This window comes from Paracoccus zhejiangensis, assembly GCF_002847445.1.
GTDB lineage: Bacteria > Pseudomonadota > Alphaproteobacteria > Rhodobacterales > Rhodobacteraceae > Paracoccus > Paracoccus zhejiangensis.
On sequence record NZ_CP025432.1, the window covers coordinates 174,856 to 189,797 of the forward strand.

Here is a 14,942-nt window from a genome sequence, read left to right on the forward strand (position 1 = left end):
ATATCCACCGCCAATACCGGTCTTGTCATTGACCTACTCGTCATTTGCTACCAGATGCTGCGCCACAGTCCGGCAGCCAGCAGTGAGGTCAAGTCGCTTACAGCATTGGCGGCGATGGGGCATAAGGCGAAGCGGGCCACCATCTACGGCGGCGAAGGCAACGACTCGCTGTGGGGCGGGTCCGGCAACAACGTTCTTTGGGGCGGATCGGGCAACGATGCCATCTGGGCCGGGGCTGGCCACGACCGCATTGACGCAGGCGAAGGCAACGACATCGTCCACGCGGGCGCAGGCAACAACATTGTCAGTCTGGGCGAGGGCAATGATGTCGTCGTGACCCTGGGCGGTCGTGACACGCTGAACGGCGGCGAAGGCAATGACCGCAGGGAGTGGACAGAACATGGGGGTCATGCGGGGCGTTTTCTGTTTGCGACGGTCAGCCGACCATCGAGAACTGCGGCCCTTGTGACGGCTACTCGGTGAGCCCCTTTGGGCGACCAACGCATCCTCCTGCGCTTTCCCATGCGGGCATTGGCAATGTCATCAACTGATCCTTCGGCACGAGAAGACGAGATGGGCAGCCCGTTACGGTACCGTCGGCCATAGTCGACAAGGGCTTCCATGTTGTTCGCGAGATAGGTGTACAGTGTCTCGCAGCGGGCCTGCACACGAGCGGCAGCGGTGCGCACAGCCAGAGGTTCTTCCCCGAGGCCGACGCGATCATGCATCAGCGCCTTCAGATATGTTTCCGCCACCCGTGCTCTGCCATGCCAAAGCCGCCAACGGAGGCTCTTCGCGGGGCGCTGGAACAGCACTGGAACTCCAGTGAACCCCGGTGTCTGGACCAGACCCTGAACGGCGGCCTCGATATGTTGAATGCGCTTCGAGATGTGCCACCAGTCGAGGATATGTTTCACCTGACCGTCGCCACCCACGGCATTCCGTATGAGGTTCGGGAGAGCAAGCTCGCCATCAGAGATTACCGTCAACAGACGGCCTGCTTCCATCCATAGTCGGACAGCTCTTCTCGCATGCGGCTGCTTGGCGATGCCGTCGCATTGGCGACCAAGCCAAATCGTCGGCACATATTGCGACTTTCAATCTTGCCGACCACAAGATCCAGGTGTCGCTGCTGATACTCCGGTCGACAGCGTATATGCGCACCGTCCAGAAAAACCGTCAAACCACCTTTGGGCGGGGCTTCAACGGGATCGCCTGATGCCCTTCGACTTTTCTCGAGCCCAGTGGCTACTCTTCCCAACCGGTCACGCACCGTGGTGTGATGGGGCGGATGGCAGGGGAGGAAACTTTTCATCAGCCGCGCCGCTTCGCGAAAGGTATGCCGGGAACCAAGGTCCGCATGTAGCCGTTGCAGCTCCGGGGTAGCCCGGTCTGGAAAGAAATAGGCCAGCGGAGAAATAGGTCCACCGGGCATCGCCGCTGACCTGGCATCACACGAACAGCGGCGCATGCGCGCGGCTTTGACCCGAACCCGCCCAAAGAGCGTGTCGAGATCGCGCGTGCGATAGTCATGAATGGCACGAACCGAGGCGCAATCCGGGCATACGCGGCTTTCTCGAATGATCTCATCGACCTGATCGTAAAGGATTACCCTCTGGATCTGTTCGAGGATCCTTTTCCCATCCTCGAGGCGCAGCCCGATCCCGTCTGGGCAGGTCACCCGGTATGGTCGAGAAATGCCGTCAAGCTGATGAGTGCGCTTCTCCCCGTTGTCGAAGGTCGTTGCGATTGTAATCCGTACGTCCATGGCAGCCCCCCATACAAAGAGCTTACCTTAGCACAGGCCAGATCACCGACGACGACCCCCATGTTCTGTCCACTCCCCGCTCTGAGGGACTTTGGCTGGGTCGGCGTCTGGTGCGGGGAAGGGATACGCCAGACGCCAACCGGACAACGCAGATTCGGCGCATCGGGTTCATTCCGCGCGCCATCCCGCAACCCTGCCCATCGTGACCGGCCGTCAGCGAAACCTCCTCAAACCCAGTCGTGCGGGCCGAGCCTCACCGCGCCACGACGCCGGCCGTCAGACCGCCGCGCGCCAGAAGCGGTAGCGCCGCCCGCCGGTGATCTCGCGTACGAGCCCGAGGCCCTGCAGACGGACCAGCAGCCGCTCGGCGGTGTCGCGGCTGATGGCCGCCTCGCGCGCCAGCAGGGCGGCGGAGACGACGGGCTGGGCGGTCAGCACCGCGACGGTGCGCGCGGCCGTGGCGCCGTGCATGCGGTCGGCGGCCCGCTCCGCCCGCGCGGCCCAGCTGCTGAGGCGGCGGATCATCTCGAACCCTGCGGTGCAGCCGCTGGCCACCGCCGCGCACCACTCCGCCAGAAACGCCGCCGGATCCCCGCCCGCGGTCCAGACCCGACGCCCGGCCGGACCCATCGGCACCATCACCAGCGCCCGGCAGGAGCTGGCCATGGCGCGGGACGCCCAACAGCAGGGCTCGGGCAGATGGCCGTCGGGGGAGAGATCGCTCAGCCGCCAGAGCCGCTGGCCGAAGGCGGCGCGGGTGACGAGATGGCTGCTCCCGAGCGCGGCGAGCGTCGCCTGGAATTCGGCCGCAGCGGCGTCGAAATCGGCGCCGGTCGGGCGCATCATCTCGGCGCGACCGGGCCGCTCCCCCTGCCCCAGCCGGTGCAGGCCGAGAAAATCCCGCAGATCGTCGGGCCGGCCGCGCCCCTCCAGCCGCCGCAGCGCCCACCGCGCCAGACCCAGCACCTCCAGATCGGTGCCCGCCGGCGCCTCGGCCAGATCGCGGATCAGCACATCCGGGGCCAGCGGCGTGCCTGTGGCCCAGAGCAGGGCCTCGACCTCGGTCAGCGCCAGCCGGGTGGCGATGCCGCGGCGCAGGGCGTCGCTCGTCAGCCCGGCGATGAGCCCGTCCAGCAGACCGATGGCGCCGGCCGCCTCGGCCAGCGCGCCGACGCAGTGCCCCTCGGCGGCGCGCCAGTCCTCCGGGTCGACCAAGGTGTCGCATTTACTTAGCGACTTCACCGACAATAGGGCGAGCATTTGCTGTATCGACAAGGACGATTATCGCGCGTATTTTGCTTATGAATTTCAACTTTTGCTTGTCAGTTCAGTTTTTGTGGGTCGGTTGCAGCATGGCAAACGTTGGCCGGAAAACCACTGAAAAGTCAGCGCTTTTCGAAGAAATCCACGCGGACCAAGCGTGGCTCAGAGCCACGAGAATAGCGCGTGAACTTGATCGTGTTTTGGACAGCCCAGACCCGATGCGGGTTGCAGTCGGGCAGGCCGCAGTAGAACTGTGTTTGTCGACGCGTCAGGTCTATAATCTTCTGGCGCGATACCGAGAGACGCGCCGCGTTTCTTCTCTGTTACCCAGAACAGGTCGGCAGCGGCGAGCGCGCATCAACGGCGCTGTCGAGCAGATCATCGCAGATACGTTGCGCGAACTGTGGTTGCGTCCGGAGCAGCCTGACCTTGCGCCAATCGTCGATGAAATCCGTGCGCAATGTGTTGAACACGGGCTCAACCCGCCGGCATACGTCACCGTGGCGAAGCGCATTCCCCGCCTATTTACGCCAGAAGAGATCGCCCGATACCGGCATTCGAGCGCCAGACATCTGCATCGGCTGAAGCCGCGACCGGGCTACATTCGCGCGGACCGGCCGCTCGACGTCTTTCAGATCGACCATACTCCGGCGGATATCCAGTTCGTCGAGGTGATTGACAGCAGTGGTCTTTTTGTCGGTCGCCCGTATCTGACACTCGCCGCAGATGTCGCGACAAGCGCGATCACCGGCTTCTGCCTCACGCTCGAACATCCTTCGCGCCTGTCGGTCGCGCTTTGTCTTGCCCATGCCATCAGCGACAAGCGCGCCTGGCTGAGGGAGCGCGGCATCGATCATGCCTGGCCGATGCAAGGCCGTCCCAAGATGATCGTCGTGGACTCTGCCAAGGAATTCCGGAGCATGAGTTTCGCGCGAAGCTGTGCGGACTACGGCATCATGATCAAGAGCCGAAACAAGGGAACCGTCCATCGGGGCGGTCTGGTGGAGCGGCTTCTCGGCAAGGTGAATGCGCTCCTGCGCGCGCTTCCCGGTCGAACCGGGCGATCCATCGCCGATCGCGATGAATATGCGTCTGAGGAACGCGCACGGCTGAGTTTTGCAGAGCTTGAGCGTTGTATTGCTCTGGCAATCATCGATCACAATCTGAGCCAGAACGCGCGAAAGCTGACAGTTCCGGCCGATGAATGGGAGAAGAACCATATAAGCACGGGCAGACCGAGCGACGATGCGGTCGACGTCTTGCTGAACTTTCTGCCGCGCAAGACGAGACGGATTACGCCCCAAGGGATAAGCCTGTTCGCAATAGACTATTTCGAGTCTTGGCTTGGCCCGTTGGTCGCCCGCCGTGATCGGTTGGCACCTTTGGAGGTCTGCTATGATCCCCGGGACATCAGCCGACTATTTCTGAGGGATCCCGGCACTGATTCTTGGAAATCGGTGATGCGACGGGATGGCGTAGCCGCCCCGGTCACCCTTTGGCAGCATCGCGAAGACCGCAGATACCGCCGGGAGCAGGGGCAGAAATCCGCAGAAGAGAAAATGTTGCTGCGACGCGAGATTGCTACGACCATAGCAAACACCAAGTCTCAGAAGGCCCAGTTGCGACAACGCGTCCGGGAGCGCCACGCTTTGGCGGCGTCAAAAGTTCATGAAAGCATGCCGCTGCCATCCGGTGCTGAATCGCCAATTTCCAACCAGAATCGACCAAGGCGGATTTTCCCGATCGAGGATTGGTAGGGTGACGGATCATCTGCTTGTCTCGACCGTTCCACTCCTGGGGGCCGACGTTGCGGCCCGGATCGCACATGTTCAGACACGGCGCTGGATCAGCCATCCGACGGCCGAAGAAGCGCATGAAGCCATGCATCAGTTATTGGAGCGTCCGCCTTCCCTGCGTCCGCGGGGCCTTCTCCTGACGGGTGCCTATCACAACGGTAAGACGATGATCATCGAGCGTTTCGCGGTCGAGCACCTGCGGCAATCCGACCGACAGCGTGTCTGGATCATCCAGACGCGAGAGGGCGCGGGTATGGCGCATTTCTACGCCAGCATTCTGGCAGGGCTGCGCGCGCCACAGGCCGCCGGGTGGCGCAGCCTCGCGCGGGCGGGTGAACAGGTCGACCACCTTCTCGACATCTTGAAGCCGCGCCTGCTCGTCTTCGACGAATTCCATAGCGCCTTGCGCGGCCGCCGGCAGGATGTGAAGGCGATCTTCTCGTTCTTGCGGCGCGTTGCGCGGGTGCATGACATCTCGCCGGTGTTGGTTGGCGAGGTTGCAGTTTATGATGCCATCCACGACACCGAAGAGATGGGATCCCGTTTTGACACCTTGCCGGTCCCGAGATGGCGCTATGATGAGGATTTCGCCACCCTTCTGGACAGTCTTGAAGCGAGCTTACCCTTGGCCGAGCCTTCCGGACTATCGCGGGAGCCCATGGCACGGACGATCCACACCCTGTCCGAGGGCCTGATCGGCGAGGTCGTCGACATCGTAACCCGGGCTGCAACTGTCGCGATCTCACGAGGTGAGGACAGAATTACGGCCGACATTCTGGCAGCACTGAGATATTTGCCGGTTTCGAAGCGTCGCAATGCCGCCCTGCGTAACGAGATGACGTGACCGCCGCAAAACAACGCATCGCGGTGATCCCGGCGAGCCCATATGCGCTGGTTGCTGGCCGGCACTGGCCGGTCGCCGTGTCACCTGAACCCGGTGAATTGCTATCGAGTTGGTTACATCGCACCGCTCATGGCAATGGTGTCCCGCCGCGCTATTTCGGCGCGTTCCTGGGGGCCACAGCCGAGAATTGGTCGGCGAGGCTCGACCGGGATTTGCCCGACCACTTGTTGCAAGTACTGGCGGATCACACCGGCGTAGCGCAGGATGAGATCGCTGCCCTTTCGTTGGTGCCTGACCCTATGGTACAGCTGCGCCTCCCGTTGAGTCCGCTGCCAAGCGCAGCGCCCTTGGCGGCCTTTCAGCCCTCATGGCTACAATACTGCGCTACCTGTCTGTCTGAAGACAAAAACCCGTTCTTCCGACGCGCATGGACCCTCGCAGCCAGAGTTACCTGTTTCAAACACGGTTGCCGCCTGCGAGATAGATGCCCTTCTTGCGGATGCGGCGTCGCGCCGCACCGGCAGGACCGTCTTGTTCCCCAGCAATTTTGTGCGTTCTGCGGCGCTAGCTTGTGCAAGGCCACGCGCGGCTCTGCCCGGACCGTCCGGCAGATCGAGACGTTGATCGACGACCTGCTGCACCTCCATGCTTCGGGACATCGCGCTGTCGGTGGTCGATCAATACCGGATCTGCTTGCTGCAAGCTGTTTTCACTCCAACGCCAATCCAAGCGCGATTACCCGCTTGTCGGCCAAATCCCGTTATCACCTCTTTCGCGATCTCGCAGCGGGTGAGCTGTCCCTACTGAAACAGGACAGCCAATGCGCGCGATACTGGACACAGATCGTGCAAGCGGCTCGATCACATCGCCCGCTGGTGAGGTCCTTCGCCGGCAGCATCGACATTTGGCATGAAAAGAGACCTCAGTCACAGAATGTGCAAGCAGAACTGTCTGACTTGTTCCATGCATTGGCGCAGCTTGATGCAGGACGCAAGGCGGCAAAATGATTGGGCGCCGTCACTGCGTCAAGATAGGCATCTTATAAGCTTCAAGCGCGCTACGCGACTGACGACGCTGTATTCAACATAATAGGCCTTCGCCGAGATGGGTCTGGTTTTTGGTAGCAAGGTCGGCCCAAACTACCGCACAGTACAGGCGCAGCATTTCGCGGGTGCAGCACAGCGATGCTGAAAAATCCGGCTCTTACCCGCCGATCAGACCCCGATCGCGCTGCTCTGCAGCATTCGCGAAAGCTGCCGCTTGGGCGCGGCGCGGCGAATTTCTGGCTGGCGATGTAGCTGTGCGGGACACAGCGGACCATCGGGCGTCAGCGATTATTTGTTGGACTGATTGATTTAAAGACCAATTTGGGCGTTGCTGAAGGCGTAAATTGGCAGTTAAGTATTTGCGACCGGCCCATGCAGAAGCCGAGCTGTGGGAGGGTCACCTCATTGTCTGACGCATATCTCCGCCAAGTCTTGGCAAGGCTTCGAGTCGACACGGTCCCCAACTCGCCGGCTCGCGGGGTTCAGGTGACGTTGCGGCCCTCACTGCTGCGGTGGGCGGGACAGTATCTGATCAGTATGGAGCCGAGCGGCTCGTTTGCGAAGGGTACGGCCATCCATGGCGGCACCGACATCGACATCTTCGTCTCTCTCTCAAGCAAAGTGACCGAAAGCCTCGCGGTGATCTACAATACGCTCTTCAACCGGCTGCGAGATGAAGGCTTCGGTCCGCGGCCGCAGAATGTCTCGATCGGCATCAAGGTCGGCGCCTATTCGGTCGACATCGTGCCGGCGCGCCGGCAAGGGCCCACGGGCCAGTTTCATAGCCTCTATCGGCGAAAAGCGCAGAGCTGGACCCAGACCAATGTAATCAGCCATATTAGCACGGTTCGGAACTCAGGCCGCACCGAAGAGATCATGATCTTGAAAGCTTGGCGGGAACAGAAGCGGCTCACTTTCCCTTCCTTCTATTTGGAGCTCGTCACTATCGAGGCCTGCCGCGGCCGTAAGGTTGGTGACCTGTCGAAGAATGTCTGGGCGACGCTCGCCTATATCCGCGACAACATCAGAACGGCCGTTTTCATCGATCCTGCGAACACCAACAACAGGATTTCCGATGACCTGACCGCGGCTGAGAAGCAGACTCTTGCCGATGCGGCTTCCACCGCAAGGCAAGCCACCAACTGGAACCAGATTGTCGTATGAGCTGGTCCCTTCCCCTCCTTCTCGATGAGCTGAATGCGTCCGTGACTGCCGACCTGCAGCGGGCGCGGAAAACCCTTGGGCATCCGACCGATCTTGGAGACGCGACCGAGGAAATCTGGATCGAGCTCTTCAACAAGTATCTTCCTCGCCGGTATCACGCCATCAAGGCGACCGTCGTCGATAGCACAGGCACCTTCAGCGAGCAGATCGACGTGGTCATTCACGATCGGCAGTACACGCCACTGGTTTTCACGTTCAAGGACAAGCATGTCGTGCCCGCAGAGAGCGTCTATGCGGTGTTCGAGTCCAAGCAGGAGATGAGCGCGAATCACATAGGTTACGCCCAGAAGAAGATAGCCTCCGTGCGCAAGTTGCACCGCACCTCGCTCCCCGTCCCGACGATCGACGGCACAAAGAAGGCTAAGGAACGGACGCCAGTATTGGGCGGAATTTTGACCCTCAGCTGCAAATGGAGCCCAGTCTTCGGTGACACAATGCGAGGCTATCTCGAGGCTGGGCAGGGCGATGGGCGTCTCGACGCCGGCTGTGTCGCCGACAGCGGCAACCTTTGGTTTAATGAAGACGGCGGCTACGCCCTGGCTGAGGAAACGAAGCCCGTCACTCGCTTCCTCCTGGAACTGATGTCGAGGCTGCAGGCGGTTGCGACAGTGCCGATGATCGACATGCGCGCCTACGCGGAAAAGCTGGAGTAGGCGAGGGGTTTCCGAGTCGGCCTACCCCCCATGCGTCGGGGATCACGTCATTGCCGTGCTCGGCCCTTGGACGAAGCCGCGCGCGGTGCCGCTATGCTCTGCAGCATTCGCCAGACCTGCCATTCCGATTCCCAATGCAGTATCTTCGTCGGCCGTTTGACGGTAGCCAAGCACTGCCATCAGCTTGTACTACAGTTTTCTGAGCGACTACGCATCTTCGTCCTCGGGCGGATATAGGTCGGCAAGCGTCTGGTGCAGCGTCTGGATCGTGGCGAACCCGTCTTCGTTTGACAGCCCGCGGATGTCAAAATCGCGGCAAAACACTATGTCGCTGGCCGACATATAGTACTCTTTCACCAGTACCTCGCCAATCTGCTGGGCGTCGTCGGTGTATTCGCGTTCCTCGGGGTCTTGCGAGGCGATCAGGAAGTCCCTGTAGCCTTCACCAATGGCCGGGGCGCTATGGCGCTGGATTTCCTCGACGGTGCGCAGCACATCGCGCACCTTGCGGGCCAGCTCGTCTTCCGAGTTGAAGAAGATGTTGCCATTGGCGTGCGCGGTGTCGTTGCGTTCGTCCACCAGCTTGGCATAGCTGCCGATCTTGGCGTTGTCGCACTGGATCAGTTTCAAGAACCGCAGCACTGACCGCTCGTTGACAGCGCTGAACACGAATGGCGAAGATGCCGACATCAGGTTTTTCTCAACATCCTTGCTGAACCCGACCATCGCCGTCTCGAACGGGCCGGGGCGTATTAGCCGGATCTGCCAGATGTTGAAATAGACAAAGCTCATCACCAGCATGTGGTAGGCGAGGAAGGCGAACTGATACTTGCCGTGCTCGACATTGGTGTCGAATGCCTCCCAGAGGAAGCGGACATAGTCGCGCTCCTTGGTCGTGCGCCAGGACATCGGCAGATAGGTTTCCAGCCGGGTGGCCTCTTCGATCATGCGGCCACCTCCGCCTTGGCCTCGCCCCAGACACGGGCGATGGCGGCGTCGATCTTCTTCTCGAAGCGGGCGATCAGGTCGCGGTTGCCGTTGACGAGAACTAGCTCGGCTTCGATGTCGGCGACGATGGCGATTTGAGTGTCTACGTCGGGCAAGGGCACTTGCAATTCTGAAAGGATGCCCTGCGACAGGTTGCGAATATTCGCACCTTGCCCTGTCTTCTTCATCTTCTCCGAGAAGACGGGCGTCTTGAAGAAATGGGCAAGGTAGCGCGGGGTCGCCCTCGAGGCGTTGAACCTTGCACGAATGGTAAAGCCCGAGAACGTCGCGCGCCCGATGTCGTCGCCGACGAGCATGGAGCGGCCGACTAGATCGGGGTTGCCATTCGAGCGCACGAACAGAATGTCACCGGGTTGCAGAAGGTAATCCTGACCCACGGGCGCATCGGGTTGGATGGTCGCCAGACCGTCGGATGGAACCAGGGTGTTAGACTGAAAATCACTCACGCCCACGATCCGTAGCGGCTCACTGTCATCGCTCTTGGTAAAGTTCAAGCCGTTCTTGAATTCCGCGATCTCGGCCATCGGCACCACAGGCCACTCTGGGTCAACCGGGATGTGGGGGCGGTAGTTGGTGAGGACGGCGCGGGCACCGTCGATGACGCGCTGATAGCCTTCGACCTCGGCCACAATCTCGCGCTGCACCTCAAGCGGCGGGAGGGGGATGCGGATTTCTGCGACGGCCTTCGGGTTAGCGCGCGATAGTGAGCCACCGACCCCTGTGACGGTCTGCATAAATTGCGCGTGGAAGAAATCAGAGACCAGGACCCTTGCCAGATACTCCGGCACAAACTCGTCGCTGCGGAACACAATCCATTCACCGGATGCGATTTGCCGCTCGACATTGCGTGACGGTGAGACGACCCATGTTCTGCGGATGTGCGGGACAATCCGCGACAGAAGCACGTCATTCGGTAGAACACCTTTTTTCGCGGAACCGATTTCCTTTCCCAAGGGGCGCTCGGGTTCGCGGCCTTCATGCGCGGGGATGCTCCAAAGCTCGAAGCGTTCTTCTGGCGATTTGCTGGGATCAATGCTCGGAAGGCCACTCGCCATGAAGCGCCCGAGTTCCACCATTTCAAACGCCGATGCGCTTGCTGTGCGTTCTAGGTAGCGTTCACCGCTCAGGTTGTAGTCCCCGCCGTCAGCCAGCCGCACCCGCTCCACCGCACTGCCAAGGCTGCTTTCCAGCCCCTCGCCACCACCCGCCCGCGCGGTCTGCAACCAAGCCCCAAGCTCGGCCTTCACCTGCGCCAATTGCGAGCCTTTCACCGCCTTGCGCTGCGCGCCAAGGGCGAAGCCGTCATTCTCGATCTTGAAAAAAGCAACGTGCTTGCTGGCCTTGGCCACCGCACGGTCAAGGATCAGGATCGAGGTCTTCACACCGGAATAGGGATTGAACACGCCTGCGGGCAGCGAGATGACGGCGGCAAGATGGTTTTCGACTAGCATCTTGCGCAGATCGCGATAGGCAGTCTGGCTTTGAAAGATGATCCCTTCTGGCACGACAATGGCCGCGCGACCATTCGGCGTCAGGTGTTCGGCGATATAATCGACAAACAGGACTTCGCTGCGCTTGGATTGCACCTGAAAGCGGGTGTGCGGCTTGATCCCGCCTTTCGGCGACATGAAGGGCGGGTTGGCGAGGATGACATCCGCCATCTCGGTCCATTTGTCTTCGCTGGTCAGGGTGTCGTATTCCTCGACCTTCGGGTCGGCGAAGGCATGCAGGTAGAGGTTGACGAGCGACAGGCGCACCATGTCGGGCGAGATGTCATAGCCCTTGATATTGCGGGAGAGGCGGGTGCGGTCGTCGGGCTGCAGTAGATCGCCAGGATAGCGCATGGGGCTTTCCAGCGCCTGTTCGGCGGCGTCGCCCTCGGTGCTGATGCCGTTACCGTTGGTCACCCCGGTCGAGTTCCGTTTCAGGATGTGCTTGTAGGCCGAGATCAGGAAGCCCGCCGTCCCGCAGGCCGGGTCCAGGATGACCTCGGTCTTCTTCGGGTCGATGATCTCGACCATGAAGTCGATGATGTGGCGCGGCGTTCGAAACTGGCCCGCGTCGCCCTGGCTGCCCAGAACTGAAAGCAGATATTCGAAGGCGTCGCCCAGCCGTTCGCTGTGGTCATAGGTGAACGCGTCGATCTCGCGCAGGAAGGCGCGCAAGGTCTCGGGGTCACGGTAGGGCAGATAGGCGTTGCGGAAGATGTCGCGGAAGAGCTTCGGCAGGCCCTCGTTCTCGACCATCTTGGTGAGAGCTTCGGAATAGGTGTTGAGCATTTCCTGGCCCGACACGCCGGGGGCCACGAGCTTCGCCCAACGATAGCGTTCGAAGTCTTTTGTGAAGAATGTCGGTGTCCCATCCAAATCGATGGTTTCCGCGTCCATGTCATCCATGAACTTGTAGATCAGGGCGATGGTGATCTGCTCGACCTGGCTTTTCGGGTCGGGAACCTTGCCCACAAGAATGTCGCGGCAGGTGTCGATGCGGCGCTTGGTGTCGGTGTCGAGCATGGCGGGTCTTTCAGAGGAACGGGTTCAGGGACACATAGTCCTTGATGTATTCCGGAATGCGCTTGCGCCACGGGGCGGGGACCTCCTTGAGGTCGCGCGTGGTGAAAGTGGGGTTTACGTTCAGATCGGCAAAGTGGCCAGCGTCGATTTTGGCGCGGACGTTAGCGTCGCGGACATAGGCCTCGAAGAAGTAGCGCATTTCACGGATGCGGTCGGCCTCTTCAGGCTTCTGATCCGCGAGAAATTTCTGAAACTCGTCTTCGATCAGTTCGGCCTTGCTCTTGAAGCCCGGAATGAAGCCAAACGCCTTTTCGATCAGTTCGCGCACCGTAATGCGGCGATCAACGCCAGCGGCATTGCGCAGTTTCTCGAGGGTGTAGAACTCGTTCGGCTTGTCGAAGATTTCCTCGATGACGTGGCGGGTGGCGGCCTCCCAGTTCTGGGCGGCGACAAGTTCAGCCAGCTTGGTATCGGCGCGGGCGGCATCTTCAAACCTGCCGAAAAGCTCCCGGTCGATACGCATGCCCTGCGCTCCGATCTGGGTCTCGACCTGGCTCACCACGTCGTCGGGGTCGAAGTGCTCGTAGGAGCCGGTGCCACCGGACACGGTGGAGTTGCCGCCACCGTCGTCACCTCCGCTGGAAAGCGGCATTGCGGAAGGCGTGGGCAGTTTCAGTTCCTGGTCATATTGGAACTTCTCTTCGAAATACTCGCAGTTGGCGAAGAAATCGAAAAGCCGGAAGACGGTCTTGTTCACGGCCCCAAGCGCCGCCTTGCGCGCCGGGTCGAACATTTCTTCCGTGTGGTTGTGCTTGCGGGTGCCGCGCCCTTTGATCTGCACGAAGTCAGAAGGCGAAAAGACCGGTCGCATGAGTGCGAGGTTCAGAAGGTCGGGGCAGTCGTAGCCGGTGGTCATCATGCCCACCGTAACACAGATGCGGGCACGGCTGGTACGGTAGTTATCGGCGAAATCGCTATGCCCACCGAGGTTGTTGTTAGCGAAGTTCACCGTCATGCGCTGGGCGTCGGCGACGTGGCTCGTGACCTGCATGGCGAAATCGGATTTGTAGCGCCCCGGCCAAAGCTGGTCGGCCATCTCGTTCAGGATCTGCACAATCTTTGCAGCGTGGTTCTGGCTGACAGCGAAGGCGATGGTCTTGCCGAATTCGCCCGAAATCGGGTCGCGCAGGCCGTGTTCGAGCAGGGTTTTGCAGAAGGCGCGGTTGGTTGGCTCGGCAAAAAACTTCTTCTCGAAGTCGCGACCTGCGAATGCCTCTTCAAGCTCGTTGCCTTCCCCGTCGGTGGTCGTGACAACGAAGCCCTGGTCGGACAGGAGTTGTGTTGTCACCCCGGTACGCGCATCGACCACATACGGGTTGATGAGGAAACCATCCTTCACCCCGTCGATCAGCGAATAACGGAAGGTCGGCTCACCACTCTCGCAGCCGAAGGTGCGGTAGGTGTCGAGCATGGTTCGCCGCTCGGTCTCGCGAGGGTCACGCGTGCCGGGGCCGCCCGAATGCTTGAGGTAGTCCTTGGGTGTCGCGGTCAGTCCGAGCTTGTAGCCGATGAAATATTCGAAAACCGCGCGGGCATTGCCTCCGATGGAACGGTGGGCCTCGTCGGAAATGACCAAGTCGAAATCCGTGGGCGCAAAGAACCGCCGATATTTGTCGTTGAAAAGCAGCGACTGCACCGTCGTCACCACGATGTCTGCCTTACGCCAGTCGTCGCGCTGCTCCTTGTAAATGACCGAGGTGAAGTCGTTTCGCAGGTAGGCTTTGAACGCCTTGTCGGTCTGGGCTTCCAGTTCGAGGCGATCCACCAAAAACAAGACGCGGCGTGCGTTCCCCGTCTTGAGGAACAGCTTGATGACGGCGGCGGAGGTCAGTGTCTTGCCCGTCCCCGTGGCCATCTCGAAGAGGAAGCGCGTCGCGCCTTTCTTGGCATCCTCCTGAACGCGTTCGATGGCGCGCTGCTGATATCGTCGTAGGAACCGTAGCTTTGCCTTGTCGATGAAGGCGGTACGCTCGGCCTCGAACTTCCATCCTACCTCTTGAGCATAGCTTGGCATCTGGGTGAGGGCGATGTAGTCGAGGCCAACTTGCTCGTTAGCCAGCCGCTTTGCGTCGGGTGCAAAGGCGTAGTGATTGCCTATATCTGTGGGGCTTGGGAATTTGGTGATGACGCTCGGGTTGCCCAGCTCCAAATCCCAAAGGTAGTGGATGTTGCCATTGCTCAGGATGACGAAACGCGCATTCTGGGATCGCGCATACTTTCGAGCCTGTTCCTTGGCAGATAGTGGATTTTTGCTTTCAGCTTTCGCCTCTAAGATAATCAGCGGTTTACCCTGCTCGTTTAGAAGCAGAAAATCCACAAAGCCATTCGCCGCCTTCTCAAGGTCGTCACCGAGGGCGTAAAGGTCTTCAGCCGTGAGTTTAACGTTGGGCTCCAAGACAACGTTTGCACGGCCATTCGCATCGTCGAAGAAACGCCAGCCAGCACCCTCAAGAAAGCGGTTAATCTTGATACGCGCTGTCGCCTCTTTTGGTGCCAATTGACGTCTCTCCCTTAAATCAAGACATCTCATCCATTTCGCAGCTATCTCAAATAGATACAAGAGAGGGTCGGCTTCGCGTCGGCGTGCACGGGACGGCAGCGGTCGCAATCTCCGCAATTGCCATGCCGCAGTGCCGAAAGGTGGATCTCGGGCCAAGGACACGTTCCGGTGCATACGAACTGCAGCTATCGCATATTGCCGCGACTGCAAAGCCGCGTCGCCGCATGTCGGCTCACCGCCCGACGTGTAGATCGCCCCGACACGACG

Annotated in this window: 10 protein-coding genes and 1 pseudogene; 6 read left to right on the forward strand and 5 right to left on the reverse strand. The window is 60.5% G+C overall.

Annotated features, from left to right (window positions below; all coding sequences use genetic code 11):
* Nucleotides 1-54 precede the first annotated feature (54 nt).
* Entirely contained in the window at nt 55-483 is a 429-nt protein-coding gene (locus CX676_RS21415; RefSeq protein ID WP_101754813.1) for a calcium-binding protein, read from the forward strand.
* Here the strand turns inward: CX676_RS21415 and CX676_RS21420 are convergent.
* Together CX676_RS21420 and CX676_RS21425 are read right to left on the reverse strand one after the other, a co-directional pair.
* Nucleotides 408-1,768 (reverse strand): annotated as a pseudogene (locus CX676_RS21420) (ISKra4 family transposase). The gene CX676_RS21415 and the pseudogene CX676_RS21420 overlap by 76 nt on opposite strands.
* Nucleotides 1,769-2,044: 276 nt before the next feature.
* Nucleotides 2,045-2,983, reverse strand: a complete 939-nt coding sequence (locus CX676_RS21425) for a helix-turn-helix domain-containing protein (RefSeq protein WP_101754814.1) — start codon at nt 2,981-2,983, stop codon at nt 2,045-2,047.
* 86 nt (nt 2,984-3,069) lie between these two features.
* Here CX676_RS21425 and CX676_RS21430 point away from each other — a divergent pair, with 86 nt between their 5' ends.
* From CX676_RS21430 to CX676_RS21450, 5 genes are all read left to right on the forward strand, one after another.
* On the forward strand, nt 3,070-4,788 hold the full coding sequence (locus CX676_RS21430; protein WP_232816712.1) for a Mu transposase C-terminal domain-containing protein: 1,719 nt from the start codon (nt 3,070-3,072) through the stop codon (nt 4,786-4,788).
* Between the two features lies 1 nt (nt 4,789).
* Entirely contained in the window at nt 4,790-5,671 is an 882-nt protein-coding gene (locus CX676_RS21435; RefSeq protein WP_232816713.1) for a TniB family NTP-binding protein, read from the forward strand.
* Nucleotides 5,668-6,678 (forward strand): TniQ family protein, encoded by a 1,011-nt coding sequence (locus CX676_RS21440; RefSeq protein WP_101754816.1) that lies wholly within the window; start codon nt 5,668-5,670, stop codon nt 6,676-6,678. Before CX676_RS21435 ends, CX676_RS21440 begins: the two co-directional genes overlap by 4 nt.
* 525 nt (nt 6,679-7,203) lie before the next feature.
* A complete protein-coding gene (locus CX676_RS21445) occupies nt 7,204-7,881 on the forward strand; it encodes a nucleotidyltransferase family protein (RefSeq protein WP_232816714.1) in 678 nt (225 codons plus the stop codon).
* On the forward strand, nt 7,878-8,594 hold the full coding sequence (locus CX676_RS21450) for a DUF6602 domain-containing protein (protein ID WP_101754818.1): 717 nt from the start codon (nt 7,878-7,880) through the stop codon (nt 8,592-8,594). Before CX676_RS21445 ends, CX676_RS21450 begins: the two co-directional genes overlap by 4 nt.
* Nucleotides 8,595-8,801: 207 nt before the next feature.
* Here CX676_RS21450 and CX676_RS21455 read toward each other — a convergent pair whose 3' ends face one another.
* From CX676_RS21455 to CX676_RS21465, 3 genes are read right to left on the reverse strand one after another with little or no spacing between them, the layout of a single operon-like run.
* Complete coding sequence (locus tag CX676_RS21455) at nt 8,802-9,542, reverse strand: hypothetical protein (protein ID WP_101754819.1); 741 nt, start codon at nt 9,540-9,542, stop codon at nt 8,802-8,804.
* Nucleotides 9,539-12,115 carry an N-6 DNA methylase gene (locus CX676_RS21460; RefSeq protein WP_101754820.1) on the reverse strand — a complete coding sequence of 859 codons (2,577 nt, stop codon included), beginning with the start codon at nt 12,113-12,115 and terminating at the stop codon, nt 9,539-9,541. The genes CX676_RS21455 and CX676_RS21460 overlap by 4 nt, the downstream gene beginning before the upstream one ends.
* A 10-nt stretch (nt 12,116-12,125) precedes the next feature.
* Entirely contained in the window at nt 12,126-14,672 is a 2,547-nt protein-coding gene (locus tag CX676_RS21465; protein WP_232816715.1) for a DEAD/DEAH box helicase family protein, read from the reverse strand.
* Between the last annotated feature and the right edge of the window lie 270 nt (nt 14,673-14,942).

Excerpts from the sequence above, each read along its gene's own strand:
- CX676_RS21415 (WP_101754813.1), top strand. The coding sequence starts at position 55 with ATGCTGCGCCACAGTCCGGCAGCCAGCAGTGAGGTCAAGTCGCTTACA.
- CX676_RS21430 (WP_232816712.1), top strand. The coding sequence starts at position 3,070 with ATGAATTTCAACTTTTGCTTGTCAGTTCAGTTTTTGTGGGTCGGTTGC.
- CX676_RS21450 (WP_101754818.1), top strand. The coding sequence starts at position 7,878 with ATGAGCTGGTCCCTTCCCCTCCTTCTCGATGAGCTGAATGCGTCCGTG.
- CX676_RS21455 (WP_101754819.1), bottom strand. The coding sequence starts at position 9,542 with ATGATCGAAGAGGCCACCCGGCTGGAAACCTATCTGCCGATGTCCTGG.
- CX676_RS21460 (WP_101754820.1), bottom strand. The coding sequence starts at position 12,115 with ATGCTCGACACCGACACCAAGCGCCGCATCGACACCTGCCGCGACATT.